At 49.8% G+C, this 4,977-nt stretch carries 1 tRNA gene and 2 rRNA genes; all 3 read left to right on the top strand.

From position 1 onward, the window contains the following. Positions 1-260 precede the first annotated feature (260 nt). Positions 261-1,808, top strand: a 16S ribosomal RNA gene (locus HMPREF2957_RS00245). Between the two features lie 50 nt (positions 1,809-1,858). Beyond that, a tRNA-Ala gene (locus HMPREF2957_RS00240) sits at positions 1,859-1,931 on the top strand. 125 nt (positions 1,932-2,056) lie between these two features. After that, positions 2,057-4,959, top strand: a 23S ribosomal RNA gene (locus HMPREF2957_RS00235). The 16S and 23S rRNA genes sit together here with 1 tRNA gene alongside, the layout of an rRNA operon. The last annotated feature ends 18 nt before the right edge of the window (positions 4,960-4,977 follow it).

The raw sequence follows: 4,977 nt of genomic DNA, 5'->3' as shown, positions 1-4,977 counted from the left end.
GCGGTAACACGGGTTCGAATCCCGTACGGACTATGGGTGTATCGCGGTTGATGGAAATAGGATTTAAAAAAGTTAAAAAAACCTGTTGACAGAGAAAAGTGACTGTGATATACTAATATAGTTGTCGTAAGCGCGACAAAGACCTTTGAAAACTGAACAAGACGAACCAATGTGCAGGGCACTACAACATGAAGTTGTAGTACTGAACAATGAAAAAACAATAAATCTGTCAGTGACAGAAATGAGTGAGAACTCAAACTTTTAATGAGAGTTTGATCCTGGCTCAGGACGAACGCTGGCGGCGTGCCTAATACATGCAAGTAGAACGCTGAAGGAGGAGCTTGCTCTTTCCGGATGAGTTGCGAACGGGTGAGTAACGCGTAGGTAACCTGCCTGGTAGCGGGGGATAACTATTGGAAACGATAGCTAATACCGCATAAGAGTAGATATCGCATGATAGCTGCTTGAAAGGTGCAATTGCACCACTACCAGATGGACCTGCGTTGTATTAGCTAGTTGGTGAGGTAACGGCTCACCAAGGCAACGATACATAGCCGACCTGAGAGGGTGATCGGCCACACTGGGACTGAGACACGGCCCAGACTCCTACGGGAGGCAGCAGTAGGGAATCTTCGGCAATGGACGGAAGTCTGACCGAGCAACGCCGCGTGAGTGAAGAAGGTTTTCGGATCGTAAAGCTCTGTTGTAAGAGAAGAACGAGTGTGAGAGTGGAAAGTTCACACTGTGACGGTATCTTACCAGAAAGGGACGGCTAACTACGTGCCAGCAGCCGCGGTAATACGTAGGTCCCGAGCGTTGTCCGGATTTATTGGGCGTAAAGCGAGCGCAGGCGGTTAGATAAGTCTGAAGTTAAAGGCTGTGGCTTAACCATAGTACGCTTTGGAAACTGTTTAACTTGAGTGCAAGAGGGGAGAGTGGAATTCCATGTGTAGCGGTGAAATGCGTAGATATATGGAGGAACACCGGTGGCGAAAGCGGCTCTCTGGCTTGTAACTGACGCTGAGGCTCGAAAGCGTGGGGAGCAAACAGGATTAGATACCCTGGTAGTCCACGCCGTAAACGATGAGTGCTAGGTGTTAGACCCTTTCCGGGGTTTAGTGCCGTAGCTAACGCATTAAGCACTCCGCCTGGGGAGTACGACCGCAAGGTTGAAACTCAAAGGAATTGACGGGGGCCCGCACAAGCGGTGGAGCATGTGGTTTAATTCGAAGCAACGCGAAGAACCTTACCAGGTCTTGACATCCCTCTGACCGCTCTAGAGATAGAGTTTTCCTTCGGGACAGAGGTGACAGGTGGTGCATGGTTGTCGTCAGCTCGTGTCGTGAGATGTTGGGTTAAGTCCCGCAACGAGCGCAACCCCTATTGTTAGTTGCCATCATTCAGTTGGGCACTCTAGCGAGACTGCCGGTAATAAACCGGAGGAAGGTGGGGATGACGTCAAATCATCATGCCCCTTATGACCTGGGCTACACACGTGCTACAATGGTTGGTACAACGAGTCGCAAGCCGGTGACGGCAAGCTAATCTCTTAAAGCCAATCTCAGTTCGGATTGTAGGCTGCAACTCGCCTACATGAAGTCGGAATCGCTAGTAATCGCGGATCAGCACGCCGCGGTGAATACGTTCCCGGGCCTTGTACACACCGCCCGTCACACCACGAGAGTTTGTAACACCCGAAGTCGGTGAGGTAACCTTTTAGGAGCCAGCCGCCTAAGGTGGGATAGATGATTGGGGTGAAGTCGTAACAAGGTAGCCGTATCGGAAGGTGCGGCTGGATCACCTCCTTTCTAAGGATAAGGAATGCACATTGGTCTTGTTTAGTCTTGAGAGGTCTTGTGGGGCCTTAGCTCAGCTGGGAGAGCGCCTGCTTTGCACGCAGGAGGTCAGCGGTTCGATCCCGCTAGGCTCCATTGGTGAGAGATCACCAAGTAATGCACATTGAAAATTGAATATCTATATCAAATAGTAACAAGAAAATAAACCGAAAACGCTGTAGTATTAATAAGAGTTTATGACTGAAAGGTCAAAAAAGTAAGGTTAAGTTAATAAGGGCGCACGGTGGATGCCTTGGCACTAGGAGCCGAAGAAGGACGTGACAAACGACGATATGCCTTGGGTAGCTGTAAGTAAGCGATGATCCAGGGATTTCCGAATGGGGGAACCCAACAGGTACTACCTGTTACCCATATCTGTTAAGGATATGAGGAGGAAGACGCAGTGAACTGAAACATCTAAGTAGCTGCAGGAAGAGAAAGCAAAAGCGATTGCCTTAGTAGCGGCGAGCGAAACGGCAGGAGGGCAAACCGAAGAGTTTACTCTTCGGGGTTGTAGGACTGCAATGTGGACTCAAAGATTATAGAAGAATGACATGGGAAGGTCAGCCAAAGAGAGTGAGAGCCTCGTATTTAAAATAGTCTTTGTACCTAGCAGTATCCTGAGTACGGCGGGACACGTGAAATCCCGTCGGAATCTGGGAGGACCATCTCCCAACCCTAAATACTCCCTAGTGACCGATAGTGAACCAGTACCGTGAGGGAAAGGTGAAAAGCACCCCGGGAGGGGAGTGAAATAGAACCTGAAACCGTGTGCCTACAACAAGTTCGAGCCCGTTAATGGGTGAGAGCGTGCCTTTTGTAGAATGAACCGGCGAGTTACGATATGATGCGAGGTTAAGTTGAAGAGACGGAGCCGTAGGGAAACCGAGTCTGAATAGGGCGCTTTAGTATTATGTCGTAGACCCGAAACCATGTGACCTACCCATGAGCAGGTTGAAGGTGCGGTAAGACGCACTGGAGGACCGAACCAGGGCACGTTGAAAAGTGCTTGGATGACTTGTGGGTAGCGGAGAAATTCCAAACGAACTTGGAGATAGCTGGTTCTCTCCGAAATAGCTTTAGGGCTAGCGTCGACATCAAGATTCTTGGAGGTAGAGCACTGTTTGGGTGAGGGGTCCATCCCGGATTACCAATCTCAGATAAACTCCGAATGCCAATGAATTATGGTCGGCAGTCAGACTGCGAGTGCTAAGATCCGTAGTCGAAAGGGAAACAGCCCAGACCACCAGCTAAGGTCCCAAAATAATTGTTAAGTGGAAAAGGATGTGGGGTTGCACAGACAACTAGGATGTTAGCTTAGAAGCAGCTATTCATTCAAAGAGTGCGTAATAGCTCACTAGTCGAGTGACCCTGCGCCGAAAATGTACCGGGGCTAAAACAATTTACCGAAGCTGTGGATACCTTTATAGGTATGGTAGGAGAGCGTTCTATGTGTGGAGAAGGTGTACCGTGAGGAGCGCTGGAACGCATAGAAGTGAGAATGCCGGTATGAGTAGCGAAAGACAGGTGAGAATCCTGTCCACCGTAAGACTAAGGTTTCCAGGGGAAGGCTCGTCCGCCCTGGGTTAGTCGGGACCTAAGGAGAGACCGAAAGGTGTATCCGATGGACAACAGGTTGATATTCCTGTACTAGAGTATGTAGTGATGGAGGGACGCAGTAGGCTAACTAAAGCAGACGATTGGAAGTGTCTGTCTAAGCAGTGAGGTGTGAATTGAGTTAAATGCTTAATTCTATAACATTGAGCTGTGATGGGGAGCGAAGTTTAGTAGCGAAGTTAGTGACGTCACACTGCCAAGAAAAGCTTCTAGCGTTTAAACATACTCTACCCGTACCGCAAACCGACACAGGTAGTCGAGGCGAGTAGCCTCAGGTGAGCGAGAGAACTCTCGTTAAGGAACTCGGCAAAATGACCCCGTAACTTCGGGAGAAGGGGTGCTGACTTTATGTCAGCCGCAGTGAATAGGCCCAAGCAACTGTTTATCAAAAACACAGCTCTCTGCTAAATCGTAAGATGATGTATAGGGGGTGACGCCTGCCCGGTGCTGGAAGGTTAAGAGGAGTGCTTAGGAGTAATCCGAAGGTATGAATTGAAGCCCCAGTAAACGGCGGCCGTAACTATAACGGTCCTAAGGTAGCGAAATTCCTTGTCGGGTAAGTTCCGACCCGCACGAAAGGCGTAATGATTTGGGCACTGTCTCAACGAGAGACTCGGTGAAATTTTAGTACCTGTGAAGATGCAGGTTACCCGCGACAGGACGGAAAGACCCCATGGAGCTTTACTGCAGTTTGATATTGAGTGTCTGTACCACATGTACAGGATAGGTAGGAGTCTATGAGATCGGGACGCCAGTTTCGAAGGAGACGATGTTGGGATACTACCCTTGTGTTATGGCCACTCTAACCCGGATAGGTGATCCCTATCGGAGACAGTGTCTGACGGGCAGTTTGACTGGGGCGGTCGCCTCCTAAAAGGTAACGGAGGCGCCCAAAGGTTCCCTCAGAATGGTTGGAAATCATTCGCAGAGTGTAAAGGTATAAGGGAGCTTGACTGCGAGAGCTACAACTCGAGCAGGGACGAAAGTCGGGCTTAGTGATCCGGTGGTTCCGTATGGAAGGGCCATCGCTCAACGGATAAAAGCTACCCTGGGGATAACAGGCTTATCTCCCCCAAGAGTTCACATCGACGGGGAGGTTTGGCACCTCGATGTCGGCTCGTCGCATCCTGGGGCTGTAGTCGGTCCCAAGGGTTGGGCTGTTCGCCCATTAAAGCGGCACGCGAGCTGGGTTCAGAACGTCGTGAGACAGTTCGGTCCCTATCCGTCGCGGGCGTAGGAAATTTGAGAGGATCTGCTCCTAGTACGAGAGGACCAGAGTGGACTTACCGCTGGTGTACCAGTTGTCTTGCCAAAGGCATCGCTGGGTAGCTATGTAGGGAAGGGATAAACGCTGAAAGCATCTAAGTGTGAAACCCACCTCAAGATGAGATTTCCCATGATTTTATATCAGTAAGAGCCCTGAGAGATGATCAGGTAGATAGGTTAGAAGTGGAAGTGTGGCGACACATGTAGCGGACTAATACTAATAGCTCGAGGACTTATCCAAAGTAACTGAGAATACGAA

Source organism: Streptococcus sp. HMSC062D07 (assembly GCF_001814215.1).
GTDB classification, from domain to species: domain Bacteria; phylum Bacillota; class Bacilli; order Lactobacillales; family Streptococcaceae; genus Streptococcus; species Streptococcus infantis_I.
The sequence above is the reverse complement of the archived record's forward strand: the minus strand, read 5'-3'. Positions and strand labels throughout refer to the sequence as shown.